16 protein-coding genes are annotated in these 15,650 nt (G+C 64.8%); 9 read left to right on the top strand and 7 right to left on the bottom strand.

From position 1 onward, the window contains the following. Window positions 1-59 precede the first annotated feature (59 nt). Genes AC1ROB_RS13975 through AC1ROB_RS13960 form a run of 4 tightly spaced genes read left to right on the top strand, consistent with a single transcriptional unit; the run spans window position 60 to window position 3,606 of the window. Window positions 60-1,187: an ABC transporter permease gene (locus AC1ROB_RS13975; protein ID WP_492970532.1), complete on the top strand. Its 1,128-nt coding sequence runs from the start codon at window positions 60-62 to the stop codon at window positions 1,185-1,187. Then, window positions 1,187-1,990 (top strand): ABC transporter ATP-binding protein, encoded by an 804-nt coding sequence (locus AC1ROB_RS13970; RefSeq protein ID WP_492970533.1) that lies wholly within the window; start codon window positions 1,187-1,189, stop codon window positions 1,988-1,990. The genes AC1ROB_RS13975 and AC1ROB_RS13970 overlap by 1 nt, the downstream gene beginning before the upstream one ends. A gap of 6 nt (window positions 1,991-1,996) precedes the next feature. Further along, complete coding sequence (locus AC1ROB_RS13965; RefSeq protein ID WP_492970534.1) at window positions 1,997-2,983, top strand: MlaD family protein; 987 nt, start codon at window positions 1,997-1,999, stop codon at window positions 2,981-2,983. After that, a complete protein-coding gene (locus AC1ROB_RS13960) occupies window positions 2,980-3,606 on the top strand; it encodes an ABC-type transport auxiliary lipoprotein family protein (protein WP_492970535.1) in 627 nt (208 codons plus the stop codon). Before AC1ROB_RS13965 ends, AC1ROB_RS13960 begins: the two co-directional genes overlap by 4 nt. A 6-nt stretch (window positions 3,607-3,612) precedes the next feature. Here the strand turns inward: AC1ROB_RS13960 and gpt are convergent, their stop codons facing one another. From gpt to AC1ROB_RS13935, 5 genes are all read right to left on the bottom strand, one after another. Continuing rightward, on the bottom strand, window positions 3,613-4,131 hold the full coding sequence (gpt, locus tag AC1ROB_RS13955) for a xanthine phosphoribosyltransferase (protein WP_492970536.1): 519 nt from the start codon (window positions 4,129-4,131) through the stop codon (window positions 3,613-3,615). A gap of 1 nt (window position 4,132) precedes the next feature. Continuing rightward, on the bottom strand, window positions 4,133-4,597 hold the full coding sequence (locus AC1ROB_RS13950) for an acyl-CoA thioesterase (RefSeq protein WP_492970537.1): 465 nt from the start codon (window positions 4,595-4,597) through the stop codon (window positions 4,133-4,135). 98 nt (window positions 4,598-4,695) lie between these two features. Then, entirely contained in the window at window positions 4,696-6,108 is a 1,413-nt protein-coding gene (gene boxB, locus AC1ROB_RS13945) for a benzoyl-CoA 2,3-epoxidase subunit BoxB (protein WP_492970538.1), read from the bottom strand. Between the two features lie 12 nt (window positions 6,109-6,120). Next, the gene (gene boxC / locus AC1ROB_RS13940) at window positions 6,121-7,800 is read right to left on the bottom strand and encodes a 2,3-epoxybenzoyl-CoA dihydrolase (RefSeq protein WP_492970539.1); all 1,680 of its coding nucleotides are present in this window, start codon (window positions 7,798-7,800) and stop codon (window positions 6,121-6,123) included. A gap of 71 nt (window positions 7,801-7,871) precedes the next feature. After that, complete coding sequence (locus AC1ROB_RS13935) at window positions 7,872-8,774, bottom strand: helix-turn-helix transcriptional regulator (RefSeq protein ID WP_492970540.1); 903 nt, start codon at window positions 8,772-8,774, stop codon at window positions 7,872-7,874. An 87-nt stretch (window positions 8,775-8,861) separates the two neighbouring features. Here AC1ROB_RS13935 and AC1ROB_RS13930 point away from each other — a divergent pair, with 87 nt between their 5' ends. The 4 genes from AC1ROB_RS13930 (at window position 8,862) to AC1ROB_RS13915 (ending at window position 12,308) form a co-directional block, all read left to right on the top strand. Then, entirely contained in the window at window positions 8,862-9,329 is a 468-nt protein-coding gene (locus AC1ROB_RS13930) for a flavodoxin domain-containing protein (protein ID WP_492970541.1), read from the top strand. 53 nt (window positions 9,330-9,382) lie between these two features. Next, window positions 9,383-10,933, top strand: a complete 1,551-nt coding sequence (locus tag AC1ROB_RS13925; RefSeq protein WP_492970542.1) for a benzoate-CoA ligase family protein — start codon at window positions 9,383-9,385, stop codon at window positions 10,931-10,933. A gap of 6 nt (window positions 10,934-10,939) precedes the next feature. Further along, window positions 10,940-11,743, top strand: coding sequence for an alpha/beta fold hydrolase (locus AC1ROB_RS13920; protein ID WP_492970543.1), 804 nt, complete (start codon window positions 10,940-10,942; stop codon window positions 11,741-11,743). Between the two features lie 130 nt (window positions 11,744-11,873). Beyond that, entirely contained in the window at window positions 11,874-12,308 is a 435-nt protein-coding gene (locus tag AC1ROB_RS13915) for a response regulator (protein WP_492970544.1), read from the top strand. A gap of 9 nt (window positions 12,309-12,317) precedes the next feature. Here the strand turns inward: AC1ROB_RS13915 and AC1ROB_RS13910 are convergent, their stop codons facing one another. Together AC1ROB_RS13910 and AC1ROB_RS13905 are read right to left on the bottom strand one after the other, a co-directional pair. After that, a complete protein-coding gene (locus AC1ROB_RS13910) occupies window positions 12,318-12,689 on the bottom strand; it encodes a response regulator (protein WP_492970545.1) in 372 nt (123 codons plus the stop codon). 2 nt (window positions 12,690-12,691) lie between these two features. Continuing rightward, window positions 12,692-14,269: a sensor histidine kinase gene (locus tag AC1ROB_RS13905; protein WP_492970546.1), complete on the bottom strand. Its 1,578-nt coding sequence runs from the start codon at window positions 14,267-14,269 to the stop codon at window positions 12,692-12,694. A gap of 208 nt (window positions 14,270-14,477) precedes the next feature. On the opposite strand from AC1ROB_RS13905, the gene AC1ROB_RS13900 reads away from it, so the two are divergent. After that, window positions 14,478-15,536, top strand: coding sequence for a Fe(3+) ABC transporter substrate-binding protein (locus tag AC1ROB_RS13900; RefSeq protein ID WP_492970547.1), 1,059 nt, complete (start codon window positions 14,478-14,480; stop codon window positions 15,534-15,536). Window positions 15,537-15,650 lie beyond the last annotated feature (114 nt).

Raw genomic sequence — 15,650 nt, 5'->3', positions numbered from 1 at the left:
ATTTCTGCTAACTGTTGAGCAAGTCTTCTTCTTTTCCCTGTCCCAGTCCAAGGACCCCCATGCCCGACGGCATCCTGCAGGCGGAACGTGACGGCGGCCGGTTGCGGCTCAGCGCCAGCGGCGCCTGGACCCTGCCGAGCGCCGCCGCCCTGCTGGCCAGCATCGAGGGCCTCCAGGCCGGCGGCCTGCGGCAGGCGGTGCTGGAGACCGGCGGCATCAGGCGGCTGGACACCGCCGGCGCGGTGCTGCTGCACCGGGTGGAGGCGGCGCTGGCCCGCCAGGGCGTGCAACTCGACTGGAGCGGCCTGAAGCCCGAGCATAAGACCCTGGTCGACTATGTGCGCGCCTGCGACGCCACGGTGCCGATGCGGCCGCAGGCCGGCAGCGGCGCGCTCGCCCTGATCGCCTATCTCGGCTGGCTCACGGTGTTCTTCGGGCGCGAGGCGCTGCGCTTCATCGCCTTCATCGGCCAGGTCACCCTGACCATGACGCGGCTCGGCTGGCAGCCGCAGCGCCTGCGCTTCACATCCGTGGTGCATCACATGGAGCAGGTGGGGTTGAAGGCGATCCCCATCGTCGGCCTGCTGTCCTTCCTGATCGGCATGGTGATGGCCTACCAGGGCGCCAGCCAGCTGCAGCGCTTCGGCGCGCAGATCTTCGTGGTCGACCTCATCAGCATTTCGGTGCTGCGCGAACTCGGCGTGCTGCTCACCGCCATCCTGATCGCCGGCCGTTCGGGCAGCGCCTTCACCGCACAGATCGGCAGCATGAAGGTGAACGAGGAAATCTCGGCCATGCGCACCCTGGGCCTCGATCCCATCGAGGTGCTGGTGCTGCCGCGCGTTTTCGCCCTGTTGCTGACCCTGCCGGTGCTCGGCTTCTTCGCCGATGTCATGGGCCTGCTGGGCGGCGCGCTGATGGCCTGGAACACGCTGGGCATCGATCCGTTCCTGTTCTTCAACCGCCTGCACGAGGGCAATGCGCTGCGCCATTTCACGCTCGGCATCGTCAAGGCGCCGGTATTTGCCGTGCTGATCGCCCTGGTCGGCTGCTACGAAGGCCTGCGCGTCAAGCATGACGCCGAGAGCGTCGGCCGGCTGACCACGCGCTCGGTGGTGCAGTCGATCTTCCTGGTCATCGTCTTCGATGCCCTGTTCTCCATCGTCTTCAGCCTGCTGGGTCTGTGATGTCAGAAACAGCCAAGACTGAAGAAAAGGATGTCGTCATCTCGGTGCGTGGCCTGGTCAACCGCTTCGACGGCCCTGCGGTACACGATGGCCTCGATCTCGATGTCTATCGTGGCGAGGTGCTGGGGGTGGTCGGCGGCTCGGGCACCGGCAAGTCGGTGCTGTTGCGCAGCATCATCGGGCTCAACCACACGCGTGGCGGCAGCATCCGGCTGCTGGACACCGATATGATCGCCGGCAAGCCCGATGACCTGCGCGCCGTGCGCCAGCGGTTTGGCGTGCTGTTCCAGGATGGCGCGCTGTTCTCGTCGCTGACGGTGGCGCAGAATATCCAGGTGCCGCTGAAGGAATTCTACGACCTGCCGCAGGACCTGCTGGACGAGATCGCGGCGGCGAAAGTCCATATGGTCGGCCTGCCGGCCGATGCGGCGGGCAAGTTTCCCGCCGAGCTGTCGGGCGGCATGCGCAAACGCGCCGGTCTGGCGCGGGCGCTGGCGCTCGATCCGGAAGTCGTGTTCTTCGACGAGCCGACCGCCGGCCTCGATCCCATCGGCGCGGCTGCCTTCGACCAGCTGGTGCGCGACCTGCAGAAGGCGCTGGGGCTCACCGTGTTCATGGTGACCCACGATCTGGATTCCCTCTATGCCATCTGCGACCGCATCGCCGTTCTGGCCGAGAAGAAGGTGCTGCTGACCGGCCCGATGGATGTCATGCTGGCCGAGACGCATCCCTGGGTGGTCGAGTATTTCCATGGGCCGCGGGCCCGCGCCGCCGCCGTGACCGCGGCGCAGGACGAAAGGTAAAAGACAATGGAAACGCGTGCCAATCACCTGCTGATCGGCAGCTTCATGCTGGTCTTCCTGGTCGCCATCGTCACCTTCGTGCTGTGGCTGGCCAAGACCCAGAGCGACCGCGATGTCGCCCGCTACAATATCTTCTTCACCGGCTCGGTTGCCGGCCTCGGCGTCGGCGGCGACGTGCGGTTCAATGGCATCAAGGTCGGCAGCGTCACCCAGATCGTGATCGACCGCGAGGATACCAGCCGCGTGCGCGTGATCGCCGAGATCGGCGCCGACACGCCGGTGCGCCAGGATTCGATCGCCACCCTGCAGCTGCAGGGCATCACCGGCGTGTCCTTCGTGCAGATTTCGCCGGGCAGCCGCGGCGCGGCCATCCTGCCGGTGGTCAGCAGCAGCGATCCGAAGGACTATCCGGTGATCAACTCGAAATCCTCGGCCATCGAAGCGCTGGTGGAAGCGGCGCCCGAGCTGTTCCGTCGCGCCGCCCAGGTGCTGAGCGACGAGAACCTGGCCAACCTGAGCGGCGTGATCGCCGACCTGAAGACGGTGACCGGTTCGCTGGCCTCGCGCCAGGATTCGATCGGCCGCGCCATCGACAGCTTCGAGCGCACCAGCACCGACATCGCCAAGGTGGCGGCTGCCGCCGGCGACATCGCCGGCAAGCTGGACGGCCTGATCCGCGAGGCCGAACGCACCTTCCAGCAGACCAACAGGATGCTGGATGGCGATGCGACGGCGGCGCTGGCCGATGCGCGCGGTGCCATGAAGAACCTGAACGCCACGCTGGCCGAGCTGCGCGCTATGGCGGAAGAAAACCGGGCGCCGCTGAATGCCATCACCACCGACGGCTTCGGCGAGTTCCGCCGCTTCGTCGCCGAGGCGCGCAATCTGGTGATGAGCCTGTCGCGCGTGGCGCAGCGGCTGGAAGACGATCCGAGCGCGGTGCTGTTCGGCAACCGCGACGCTGAATACCGAACCGAGGGAGGCCGCCGATGAAGGCGACACTGACACGACGCGGCCTGGTGCTGGCCGGCGCCAGCCTGCCGCTGGCCGCCTGCGGCGGCCTGATCCCGCAGGCGCCGCCGTCCAACCTCTACACCCTGTCGCCCAAGACCACCTTCCGCGGCGACCTGCCGAAGGTGGATTTCCAGCTGGTGGTGGAGGAACCCTATGCCGCTGGCGGCCTGGATAACCATCGCATCGCCATCTACACCACGCCGTTCGAGGTGAAGTATTACGCCGAGGCGCGCTGGGCCGAGCGGGTACCGCGCATGGTGCAGACCCTGCTGGTCGAAAGCTTCGAGAATACCGGCAGGATCGTTTCGGTCGGCCGCCAGTCGGTCGGCCTGCGCTCGGACTTCAACCTGAAGAGCGAGCTGCGCGAATTCCAGGCCGAGCTGAAGGAAGGCACCGTGCCGGAGGTGCTGGTGGCGCTGAACGCCAAGCTGGTCAGTCAGACGCGGCACCAGATCGTCGCCTCGGCCAATTTCGACCGCCGGGTGAAGGCAAAAGGCGCGGGCCTGCCGGCTGTGGTGGAAGCCTTCGACGAGGCGCTGGGCTACGTGCTGCGCGAGACCGTGCAGTGGTCGCTGACCAACATGCGCAAAGATGTGCTGTAACGGACCTTACAGCCCGCTGCGCAGTTCGACGATCGGCTTGGACATCACGGCTTCGGTGTCCCAGGGGAACAGGATCCAGGTATCCTGGCTCACTTCGGTGATGTAGCTGTCGACCATCGGCCGGCCCGACGGCTTGGCATAGATGGTGGCGAAATGCGCCTTGGGCAGCAGCTGGCGCACGGCCTTGGCCGTAACGCCGGTATCCACCAGGTCGTCGACGATCAGCCAGCCTTCGCCCTGATCGGGGAGCGCGGCGGTGGCGTCCTTCAGGATGTTGACCTTGGAGCCGCGCTCTAGCTCGTTATAGGTGGAGCAGGAGATGGTCTCGATCACGCGCACGTTCAGTTCGCGCGCCACGATGGCCGCCGGCACCAGGCCGCCACGGGTGATGGCGACGATGCCCTTGTACTTGCCGCCATTGGCCTGCGCCGCATCGAGCAGGCGCCAGGCCAGCGCCTTGCAGTGGCGATGCAGCTCTTCCCAGGAGACGGGGAAGAATTTGGTGTAGCCATGGGTCTCGGTCATCTCAGGCTCCCGGCGCCGTTGTGGCCTGGCGGTAGGCTTCCATGGGAGTGCGGACCATGTCCGGGATCTCCACGGATTTCAGAATTTTCTCGTCGACGATGCAGGAGACATGAGTCGCGGTGAAGCAGACCTCGCCGGCGGCATTCCGTCCCTTGATGTCGAAGGTGATGGTGGAGCGGCTGATCTTCTCGATCCGCAGCTCGACCGTGAAGGGATCGCCGCCTTTGAGGGCGCGCTGGAAGTCCAGCCTGGTGCTGACCGTGGGGGCGCCGAGGCCGAATTCCTTGTGCAGGCGCAGGAACCAGACGCCCACCACTTCGCGCCAGAAGGCCTCCAGCGTCTCCATCACATAGTCGAGGAACTGCGTGGTGTAGACCATGCCGGCCGGGTCGCATTCGCCCCACTGCACGATGCGCGGGACGGCGAAGGGCCGGTCAGGGGTATAGGCGGGTTTTGAATCGCTCATGGGGGCGGATGATACGGAGGCCGCCGGGCAAAAAAAAGGGCGTCCGCTGGGGATTCGGACGCCCGGTTGGTCTGGGAGACTTGTCTGGGAGGGAACCCTTACGCGCGGACGTACTCGAAATCGACCGCCTGGTTGTTGATGCCGCGGGCCGGCGGCGCGATCCAGCCGGCGAATTTGCCGATCTCGGTCACCGGCTTCATCAGGCTGATGACATAGAGGCGGTCGTCCTCGGTGGGCAGCCAGTCATGATGCTTGGCGTCCCATTCGGCCTGACTGACGATGCGGCCCTGCGGATCGACGCGCAGCTCGGCGAACTGGCCGATCTGGCGGTGGAAGGCGCGGTGCGGAATCTTCAGCTCGAAGTCGATGCCGTGGCGCTTGATCACCTGGTTCCAGCGCATCACGCCGCGGGCGCAGTCGGCCACGTAGTCGTCGCGCAGGCGCTCGTTGAGCGAGACCAGGGCGGCCTCTTCCTTGTCGCGGAAACTGTCGCCATGGGCTTCCAACACCTTGTAGCTGGCATCGGTCAGCTTGTGGTCATCCTCGATGCGCATTTCATCGAAGCGGCCCTTGATGCCCATGGTGTAGTAGTTGGCGGCGTTGGTGGAGATTTCCGAGCCGAAGAGATCGACCGAGACCGAGAAGTGGAAGTTCAGGTATTTCTGCAGGGTCGGCAGGTCGATCACGCCATGCTTGCGCACGTCGTCGGTCTTGAAGTCGCGCATGACTTCGCAGGTGCGCTGGATCACGCGGCTGATGCCGGTCTCGCCCACGAACATGTGGTGGGCTTCTTCCGTAAGCATGAAGCGGCAGGTGCGCGACAGCGGATCGAAGCCGCTTTCGGCAAGAGATGCCAGCTGGAACTTGCCATCGCGGTCGGTGAAGAAGGTGAACATGAAGAAGCTGAGCCAGTCCGGCGTCGCCTCGTTGAAGGCGCCGAGGATGCGCGGCTTGTCGTCATCGCCCGAGCGGCGCTGCAGCAGGGCTTCGGCTTCCTCGCGGCCGTCGCGGCCGAAATGGGCGTCCAGCAGGTAGACCATGGCCCAGAGATGGCGGCCTTCCTCCACGTTGACCTGGAACAGGTTGCGCATGTCGTAGAGCGAAGGACAGGTCTGGCCGAGCAGACGCTGCTGTTCCACCGAGGCCGGCTCGGTATCGCCCTGGGTGACGATCAGGCGGCGCAGCACGCCGCGATATTCGCCGGGCACTTCCTGCCAGGCGTCTTCGCCCTTGTGGTCGCCGAAGTTGATCTTGCGGCCGGCTTCCGGCTCGGCGAGGAAAATGCCCCAGCGGTAATCGGGCATCTTCACATAGCCGAACTGCGCCCAGCCCTGGCTGTCGACGCTGGTGGCGGTGCGCAGATAAGCCTCGCGGGCCTGGAAGCCGGCGGGGCCCATGTCGCCCCACCAGTCGAGGAATTTCGGCTGCCAGTCTTCCAGCGCGCGCTGCAGGCGGCGGTTGTCCGAGAGATTGACGTTGTTCGGAATGCGGGACGTGTAGTCGATAGCCATGGTCGATCTCCCTTACACGCGTTTGCGGTCGTAGGCGGCGCGCTGGCCGGTGCCGTACTGCTTGAGCGCGCCCTGTTCGCCAACAGCGTTGGGACGCTGGAAAATCCAGTTCTGCCAGGCGGTGAGGCGACCGAAGATCTTGGTCTCCATGGTCTCCGGGCCGCCGAAGCGGAGCGAGGCTTCCATGCCGGTGAGGGCATCGGGCGAGAAGGCGGCGCGTTCCTCGATGGCGATGCGCACCTCGTCGTCCCAGTCGATATCGTCGGGCGTGAAGGTGACGAGGCCGGCTTCGTCGGCTGCTTCGGCATCCAGGTCCTGGCCGATCTGCTTCTTGATGCTGTCGACGCGGCTGAGATCATCCAGGTTGCGGCTGGCAATGCGGCTGAGGCCGTTGCCCATCGGATAGGCGCCGAAGTTCAGGCCGGTCAGGCGCAGCGTGGCCGGCGGGCGGTTGTCGCCTTCCATCTGGCCGTCCAGCATGTAGGAGCGGTCCGCGGCTGCCACCAGTTCGAACAGCGTGCCGGTGAAGCAGGAGCCCGGCTCGACCAGGGCGAAGATCGAGCGCGAGGAGACATCGACGCGCTTGAACACGCGCTTGAGGAACAGGCGGGTCTCGCGCACCAGCCAGTTGGTTTTATAGCGCTCGAGGACGTCATCATAAGCCGCGACCAGATCGGCATCGCCCTGGCTGCGGAACACCCACATGCCCACGGTCTCTTCGTTGGTGCGCAGATGCAGGATCAGGTCGTCCATCTCGCGGGCGAAGGCCAGAGACCAGAACTGGTCGCCCTGGGCCTGGATCGCCTCGGCGGTGGCTGGCGGTGCAGCCTTGGGGCCCTGCACGGTGATCTCGGCGATGCCCTTGGCGCGGTCGATCTTGGCCTCGACATGGCTGTAGCTGATGCGGTCGCCATCGATCTTGCGGTTCAGCGGGGTGAGCGCAATGCCCTTCGCATCGGCCGGGCGGTCGGACTTCGCCGCCATCTCCAGCGCGCGTTCGCGCATGGCATCGGCCAGCTTGGTGCGCGGCACGACTTCATCGACCAGGCGCCAGTCGACGGCGCGCTTGCCCTTGATGCCTTCCTCGATGGTGCAGAAGAAATCGGCGCGGTCGCGGCGCACCATGCGCTTGTCGACCAGGCGGGTGAGGCCACCGGTGCCCGGCAGCACGGCCAGCAGCGGCACTTCCGGCAGCGAGACCGAGGTGTTGCCGTCATCGGCCATCAGGATGTAGTCGGCGGCGAGCGCCAGTTCGTAGCCGCCACCGGCGCAGGGGCCGTTCACGGCGGCGATATAGGTCTGCTTCGATTCCGCGGTGGCGTCTTCGATGCCGTTGCGGGTCTCGTTGGTGAATTTGCAGAAGTTGACCTTCCAGCCATGGGCCGACTGGTTGAGCATGCGGATATTGGCGCCGGCGCAGAAGATGCGCTCCTTGCCGGAGGTCAGGATCACCGAGCGGATTTCGGGATGCTCGAAGCGCAGGCGCTGGATCGCGTCATGCAGCTCGATATCGACGCCGAGATCGTAGGAATTGAGTTTCAGTTCGTAGCCGGGACGCAGGCCGCCGTCTTCCTTCACATCCATCGCCAGCGTGGCGACCGGACCGTCGAAGGTCAGCTTCCAGTGCTTGTACTGGGCGGGCGCGGTGCGGAAATCCACCGGAGCATGGGTGCCGTTGCGTTGTTCGGCCATTGGGGCAATCCTCCCTGAACTGTTTCTGCATTATAATGCATAATCGGGAGGCCGCAAGAACTATCTTGCAGTTACTCAGCCGCCTCCCGGGCCAGCCAGGCGGGGTGGGCTTTCAAAGCGGCGGCGAGGTCGGCCCCGGCCTGAACCACGGATTTGCCGGCGGTGTCGAAGGCCATGTCGGCGCGGGCATAGAGGGCTTCGCGCTGGGTCAGGATGCGGCGCAGGTCGGCCATGGCTTCCGACTGGCCGGCGATCGGCCGCATGTCGCCTTGCGCAACCACACGGCCCATATGCTCCTCGGGTGCGGCCTTCAGCCAGATGGTGAAGCAGTGGGTGAGCAGATGCGCATAGGTGCCGGGTTCCGACGGCAGGCTGCCGCCGGTGGCGATCACCTTCGGCGCGGGATCGGCGGTGACGCGTTCCAGCGCGCGACGCTCGAAGCGGCGATAGGCCGACTGGCCGTAGAGATCGAAAATCTCGTTCAGCGACAGCCCGGCTTCGATCTCGATTTCCTTGGCCATTTCGACAAAGTGGAGTCCGAAGGCTTCGGCGAGTTGCTTTCCCAGCGTGGTCTTGCCGGCGCCGCGCAGGCCGGTCAGCGCAATATGGCGCTTGATCCCCGGCGACACGCCGAAGCGGTCACGCACGAAGCTTTGCAGTTCCTGCAGCTGTTCGGTGGAGAGGTCTTCGATCTGGCGCAGCAGCAGGGCCTGGTCGATGCCGATCTGGGCGCGGTCGCCGAGGAAATCGGTGATCGGCAGATCCATGGCGCGGGCGATCTGGCGCAACAGCAGGATGGAGATATTGCCGGCGCCGCCTTCAAGCTGGGCGAGGTAGCGCTCGGAAACGCCGGAATCCTTTGCCAGAATCTTGCGGCTCATGCCGCGCCGGGCACGGGCATTGCGAACGCGTTCCCCCACCACCTGCAGGAAGGCGGTGTCTTCGGGTGTGGTTTTGTCCCGCGTTTCACTCATGAGATGCACTATAATGCAATTTGCACTGGAGCGCCAGAGATTGATGCGTTATAGTTCGGGCTGGATCGTGTTGAGGAAGGGTAGTCCATGCAGGTTTCGATTCTGGTCGGCACCATGACCGGCACCGCCGAGCTGGTGGCTGGCGACATCAAGAAGACGCTGGAGGGCAAGGGCCACGGCGTCGACATCCTGCTGATGGACAATCTGAAAGCCGACGTGTTCCAGCGTCCGGGCGCCTTCCTGATCGTCACCTCGACCTACGGCCAGGGCGACGTGCCCGACAATGCCCGCGATTTCCTCGCCGACCTGCTGGCGGTACGGCCCGATCTGACCGGCAAGTATGTCGGCATCATCGGCCTGGGCGACACGACCTATCAGGATACCTTCAACCACGGCGGCAAGCAGTTCGAAGACGCGGTGCGCAGCCTCAATGCCTCTGTGGTGGGCGAGCGCATGCAGCATAACGCTTCGGGCGGCACGCTGCCGGAAGACGACGGCATGGCCTGGGCGGTGGAATGGGCCGATCAGGTCGCACCGCTGGCCAAGGCCGCATAAACGTCCGCAGCAAGCGGGCGGCAAAAAACAAAGATATTCCCCGGGAGGAAATCATGCCGCGCTTTCTCGAGCTGCCGCGGCGGTATAACGCCGCGACCCATTTCGTCGACCGCCATATCGCCGAGGGCCGCGGGGCGAAAACCGCCTTCATCGATGACAAGGGCCGCTATACCTATGCCGAGCTGCTGGCCCGGGTGAACCGCGCCGGCAACCTGCTTAAAAGTCAGGGCGTGCAGCCGGAGCAACGCGTGCTGATCGCGCTGCTGGACGGCATCGATTTCCCGGCGATGTTCTTCGGCGCGATGAAGATCGGCGCCGTGCCGGTACCGGTCAACACGCTGCTCACCACGCCGGACTACGACTTCATGCTGCGCGACAGCCGCGCCGTGGTGCTGGTGGTATCCGACGCACTGATGGAGCGCTTCCGTCCGATCATTTCCGATCAGCCCTATCTGCAGAAGGTGCTGATCTCGGGGCAGGTACCGCCGACGGTGACGCCGCTGACCAAACTGATGGATGAACAGTCCGATCAGCTTGAAGCGGCAGCCACCACGCCGGACGATATCGGCTTCTGGCTCTATTCCTCGGGCTCGACCGGTTCGCCCAAGGGCACCATCCACCTGCATGGCGATCTGGTGCATACCGCCGTGCTGTACGGCGAGGATGTGCTGGGCATCCGGGAAGACGATGTGGTCTTCTCGGCGGCGAAACTGTTCTTCGCCTATGGCATGGGTAATGCCATGACCTTTCCGCTGCAGGTCGGCGCCACCGGCGTGCTGATGGCCGAACGGCCGACGCCGGCTGCGGTGATGAAGCGGCTGAAGGAGCACCAGGCGACGATCTTCTACGGCGTGCCGACGCTGTATGCGGGTATCCTGGCCGACAGCGGCATCAACAAGGACAGCGGTTCGGCGAAGCTGCGGCGCTGCGTCTCGGCCGGCGAGGCGCTGCCCGAGGATATCGGCAAGCGCTGGGAAAAGCTGTTCGGCGTGGAGATTCTCGACGGCATCGGCTCGACTGAGATGCTGCATATCTTCCTCTCCAACCGGCCCGGCGAAGTGCGCTATGGCACCACCGGCAAGGCCGTGCCGGGCTATGACCTGCGCGTGGTGGGCGAGGACGGCAAGGAGTCCGCGCCCGGCGAGATCGGCGAACTGCTGGTCAGCGGGCCGTCCTGCGCGGTGGCCTACTGGAACAACCGCGCCAAGAGCCTGAACACCTTCCAGGGGCCGTGGACGCGCACCGGCGACAAGTATGTCTGCGACAAGGACGGCTATTACACCTATGCCGGCCGCAGCGACGACATGCTGAAGGTCAGCGGCATCTGGGTCTCGCCGTTCGAGGTCGAGTCCGCGCTGCTGGCCAATCCGAAGGTGCTGGAAGCCGCGGTCGTCGCCCATGCCGATACCGACGAGCTGGTGAAGCCGAAGGCCTATGTGGTGCTGAAGGCGGAATTCGTGGCGGGAGAAGCACTGGTCGGCGAGCTGCAGATGTTCGTCAAGGATCGCCTCGCGCCCTACAAATATCCGCGCTGGATCGAGTTCGTGCCCGAGTTGCCGAAGACGGCGACCGGCAAGATCCAGCGTTTCAAGCTGCGGCGCTGACTGCTCATGCCGGCGGGCCTGCAGACGGTCGAGACCTCAGCCGGTCGCATCGAGTATCGCTGGGTCGGGCATCGTGGCTCCGCCCTGCATGATGCATCTTTGCCGGTGCTGGTCTTCCTGCATGAAGGCCTGGGCTGCGTCGCGCTGTGGAAGGACTTTCCCGACCAGGTGGCGCAGGCCACCGGCCTGCCGGCGCTGGTCTACAGCCGCATCGGCTATGGCGGCTCGGATGCCTGCACACTGCCGCGCCCGCTGACCTACATGCATGCGGAAGGCGAGACAGTGCTGCCCGAACTGCTGTCGGCGCTCGGCGTGCAGCGTCATATCCTGGTCGGTCATTCCGATGGCGCATCGATTGCGCTGATCAACGCCGGTTCCGGTGAACGTCCCGGCCTGCTTGGCGTTGTCGCCATGGCGTCGCATGTCTTCTGCGAAGAGATTTCCGTCACCTCGATCCGCGCCGCCGGCAAGGCCTATGCCGAGGGCGACCTGCGGGCGCGGCTGGTGAAGTATCACGGCGTGAATGTCGACAATGCCTTCCGCGGCTGGTGCGATGCCTGGCTCGATCCGGCCTTCATGCGCTGGAATATCGAGGGCTATGTCGACCGCATCGGCGTGCCGGTGCTGGTGATCCAGGGCGAAGACGATGAATACGGCACGGCTGCCCAAGTGGAGAGCATCGCCCGGCGCGTCGCCGGTGGGGCGGAAACCCGGATGCTGCCGGCCTGCGGCCACAGCCCGCAACGCGATCAGCCCGACGCCTGCCTGCGTGCGATTAGCGCATTCTGCCGGCGAATCATCGCGGCCTGACTATCCTTACAGACGAGTGCGACGGGCCCACTGCGACGTCTGGCTGCAGTCGGGGATATATGCTTGTGCCGATCGTCGCTTTTTGTCTAATTCTAGTTGCATGCGAATGATTTTTAACTAAATAGGTTTTATGAGCGAGAGCATTCCCCAGCCCAGCGCCAAGCCGCATGCCGACCGTATTCTGGTGGTCGATGACCATCGCGAATTCGGCGAGTTCGTGCAGCGCGTGGCTGAAAAGGCGGGCTTTGCCGTCACCGTGGTCGATACGGCCGAGGCCTTCCGCGAACTCTATCCGCAGGTCCTGCCGGCCATTGTCTGCCTCGATATCGTGATGCCGATGGAAGATGGCATCGAGCTGATCACCTGGCTGGCACGCGAGCGCGCCGCGGCGGCGATTTTCATCATCACCGGCCATGATCCGTCCTTTGCGCGGGCGGCCGTGGAGATCGGTCGCAGCCGCGGCCTCAATATCGCCGGCGTGCTGCAGAAGCCGGTATCGCTCTCCACCCTGCGCGATATCCTGCAGGCGACACGCGCCGATGCCGGCCGGCTCGCCGCCGACTGATCGGTAAAATCAGGATGTCTTGAGCGCTGCTGCGATCTTGACCAGCAGGCGTGCCATATCGACAGGCTTGGTATCGTAATCGATACAGCCGGCGGCCAGACTGCGTTCGCGGTCGGTGGCCAGGGCATGGGCGGTCAGTGCGATCACCGGAATGACGGCCGTGGCCGGGTCCGCCTTCAGGCGCCGGGTCGTCTCCAGTCCGTCGATGCCGCTGCCCAGACCGATATCCATCAGGATCAGGTCGGGTTGCATGAAGGGTGTCAGTTCCAGGGCTTCCTCGCCGGTGATGGCGTAATCCACGCTGAAGCCGCGCTTGAGCAGCCGGCGGCCCAGCATGTCGCGGTTGAGGGCATTGTCCTCGACAATCAGCACCCGGGTCATGGTCAGACCATGGCCGCGGTCATATCGACCCGCGCCGGCAGGACAATGGTGAAAACGGCGCCGGCGCCCTGGGCCGACTGCAGGGTGATGTCGCCGCCGAGCAGGCGGATCAGCCGGCGGCTCAGGGCCAGGCCCAGACCGGTGCCGCCGTGATGGCGCGAGACATTGCTGTCGCCGCGGTTGAAATCCTCGAAGATCGCTTCGTGATGCTCGGGGGCAATGCCGATGCCGGAATCGCGCACGGCAATCTCGATCCAGTCGGCAGCGTCGCGGCGGAAGGAACGGGTGGCGATGGTCACCGTGCCGTTCTTGGTGAACTTGCCGGCATTGCTGAGCAGGTTGATGATCGCCTGTCGCAGCTTGGTGACGTCGGTATCAAGCTGGGTGATGCCGCCCTGGTGCTCGACGATCCAGGTGTTGCCGTTCTGCTCCAGTATGCGGCGGCAGACGGTGATCGAGTCGTCCAGCAGGTCGCCGAGCTGGGCGCGCTCGATGGCGATTTCCATCTTGCCCGCCTCGATTTTCGACAGATCGAGGATGTCGTTGATGAGGGCGAGGATATGCTTGCCGGCGGTGTGGATCTTTTCCAGGTCGCCGGTACCGTCATCATTGCCCGCTTCACGGGCCTCCTCGATCAGGATTTCGCTGTAGCCGATCACGGCATTCAGCGGCGTGCGCAATTCATGGCTCATGCTGGCGAGGAATTCGGTCTTGGCGTTGCTGGCGCGCTCGGCGCGGTGCTTGGCTTTCAGCAGTTCCACGGTGCGTTCGGCGACCATCATCTCCAGGTTTTCGTTCTGCTGCCGCAGCCGTACGGCTTCAGCCTGGGCGCGGTTGGCCAGCGTTTCATCCACCATGGCCGCCAGCAGGCCGAGCGACAGGATGACGAAGGAGGCGGCGGCGACCGAGATGGCCAGCAGTTCGGGCGGAATGCCCTCAGGCGCATCCAGCGCGCCATGGCGGGGGATGAAGCTGGCGGCAGCCATGCCGGTGTAATGCATGCCGGCGACCGCCACGGTCATCAGTACGGCAGCCACCAGCTTGAAGGGCAGGGATTTCGACTGCTGCGACAGCCAGAGCGCAGCGGTGGCGGCCACGATGGCGATCAGGATCGACAGCACCACCAGGCCGGAATGCCATTGCAGCTCGGCGCCCATCTGCATTGCCGCCATGCCGGTATAATGCATGGCGTTGACGCCCAGGCCGGTGATGCAGCCGGCCAGCAGCAGTCCCGGCAGGCGGGTATCGCGAAAGGCGACGAAGCCCATGCCGAAGCCGACGACGGCGATCGCGACCAGCATCGACAGGATGGTCAGGCCGGCGTGATAGCGCACCGGCATGCCCAAATCGAAGGCCAGCATGGCGACGAAATGCATGCTCCAGATGCCACCGCCGAGCGCAATGGCGGTAGCGGCGAGCCAGCCGTAACGGGCCGGGCCGCTGCTGACTTTCAGGCGCCCGGCGAGACTGAGGGCGGTGAAGCCGGCGAAAAAGATGACAGCCAGGGACAGCAGGACCAGTTCGAGCTGGTAGGCCTCCTGCAGCGGGATCGACAGGTATTGCGGGTTGGCGGCTGGCATAGCGGGTCCGGATGATCCTATCGCGGTGATACAGCAACTCGCGGAGTCGCCGAAGATTTTTTTGCTGTGCCGGCGGCCGGCCGGAGGGCGATTCTCCGAACAAGTTTATGTGATTTTTACTCTCACTTGCAGGCCCGCGAGCGCGGTGGTAGCGTCTGGCACTGCAAGTCATTCGCATAAACACAAACAAAACCGTCCAGGAGCCATCATGCTCAAGATTCCGACTCCCTTCGCCGTTGCGCGCCGCGCCGCCCTGCTGGGTGCGCTGGCTGGCGCCGTTCTGGTCGCCCTGCCGGGCTTGGCCGTCGCGCAGGACAAGGTGCTGAACCTGTATTCCTCGCGCCATTACGACACCGATGAGGCGCTGTACGAGAATTTCACCAAGGCGACCGGCATCAAGATCAACCGTCTGGAAGCCGGGGAGGACCAGTTGCTGCAGCGCCTGAAGGCCGAGGGCGACAAGAGCCCGGCCGACGTGCTGATCACTGTCGATGCCGGCCGCCTCTGGCGCGCCCAGGAACAGGGCCTGCTGCAGCCGCTGAAAAACGCCGCCCTGGAAAAGGCGATCCCGGCGCATCTGCGCGAGGCCGAGGGCCACTGGTTCGGCTTCTCCAAGCGCGCCCGCATCTTCGTGGTCAACAAGGACAAGGTGAAGCCGGGCGAGCTGACCCGTTATGAGGATCTGGCCGATCCGAAGTGGAAGGGCCGCCTGCTGATCCGCTCGTCGACCAATGTCTACAACCAGTCGATTGTCGGCTCGATGATCGCCACGCTGGGCGAACCGGCCACCGAAATCTGGGCCAAACATGTGGTGCAGAATTTCGCCCGCGCGCCCAAGGGCGGCGACACCGACCAGATCAAGGCGGTGGCGGCCGGCGAGGGCGATGTGGCGCTCTCCAACACCTATTACTTCGCCCGCCTGCTGAATTCGTCGAAGGCGGAAGACAGGGCGGTGGTGGCCAATCTGGCGGTGATCTTCCCCAACCAGGGCGATCGCGGCACCCATATCAACATCAGCGGCGCCGGCATTGCCAAGTATTCGCCGAACAAGGCGAATGCCATCAAGTTCCTCGAATACCTCGCCTCGGCGCAGGCGCAGACCTATTTCGCCAAGGGCAACTACGAGTTCCCGGTGATCGCCAATGTGCCGCTGCACCCGGTGATCGCCTCTTGGGCGGAATTCAAGGAAGACCAGATCAACGCCGCGGTGTTTGGCCGCAACAACGAGGCGGCCCTCAAGCTGATGGACCGCGCCGGCTGGAAGTAATCGGGCCGGCCGGAAATATCCGGTCATCGGTCACAATGGATGAAGGGCGGGGTTTTCCCCGCCCTTTTTCGTTGCTACATGCAGGCGACGACAATCCGCTGCAACAGGACAGGC

The organism is Ferrovibrio sp. GW821-FHT12F09 (genome assembly GCF_058806775.1).
The sequence above is the reverse complement of the archived record's forward strand: the minus strand, read 5'-3'. Positions and strand labels throughout refer to the sequence as shown.